This is a genomic window from Pseudonocardia lacus (assembly GCF_018531445.1).
In the GTDB taxonomy this organism is placed as follows: Bacteria; Actinomycetota; Actinomycetes; order Mycobacteriales; family Pseudonocardiaceae; genus Pseudonocardia; species Pseudonocardia lacus.
This window is the reverse complement of sequence record NZ_JAHDTH010000486.1, coordinates 1-905: the sequence shown is the minus strand read 5'-3', so window position 1 is coordinate 905 and position 905 is coordinate 1. Positions and strand designations below refer to the sequence as shown.

1 protein-coding gene is annotated in these 905 nt (G+C 79.7%); it reads right to left on the bottom strand.

The features are described from left to right. A partial coding sequence (locus KIK08_RS39255; protein ID WP_214408365.1) for a DUF4192 domain-containing protein occupies positions 1 to 905 on the bottom strand: 905 nt, incomplete at both ends.

The window sequence follows — 905 nt, the reverse complement described above, 5'->3', positions numbered from 1 at the left end:
ATGTTGGCCAGCGCGCCGTCGCCGCGCAGCAGGGCGCACGCCGCCAGCAGCACGGCGGGCTCGGCCGCCTCGGGGTCGGGCACCTCCCGGACGAGCGCGGCCCACAGCCGCTCGGCGGCGGGCGCGGCCGGGCCGAGGCAGCGCAGCAGGGCGGCGTCGCGCACGGGCGTGGCCGACAGCGCCTTCGCCAGTTCGAGGACGCGGTCGTCGTCGAGCACCAGCACGCCGTCGGCGGTGTCGGCGATCGCCGAGTCGACGATCGCCAGGACCTCCCACGGCGACTCGGCGGGCACGTCGAGCACGCGGGTCGACGGGTCGGCGTCGCGCAGGATCTGCTCGCGCCGACGCACCGCGGCCGGGTCGACGGGGTCGAGCGCGCGTTCCACGGCCTCGCGCGAGCTGTGCACGACCCGCCCGTCGAAGACCGTCCGGGCGGCCAGCTCGGTCGACGCCGGGTCGGGCACGGCGCCGGTGCAGCCGCACGGCGGGTAGCAGGCCCAGCGCGCGCCCGCCGCCGTGCTCTCCACCCACATCGCGCTGACCAGCGCCACCCCGCGCTCGCGCAGCGCGTCGGCCACGGTGTCGACCAGGACGCGGTGCGGGAGGTCGGCGCCGGCGGGGGCGAACACCAGCGCCGCGGCGGCCCGGGGCGCGTCGAGCAGGAGCGTGTCGACGAGGTCGTGGGCCATCCCGGCGAGCTCGGCCCGCGGGGCGGACCGGGGCGGGAGGTCCGCGCGCAGGGTCATGCCGATCCGCCGGGCCCCGCCCGACCCGCCGACCGAGACCAGGACGAGCGAGTCCCGGGGGTGGAAGCCGAGCAGCGCCGGCACCGCGGCGGCGAGCCCGGCGGGGTCGTCGATGACGAGATCGCCGGCGGCCGGGTGGGCGGGGCGCCCCGCTCCGGT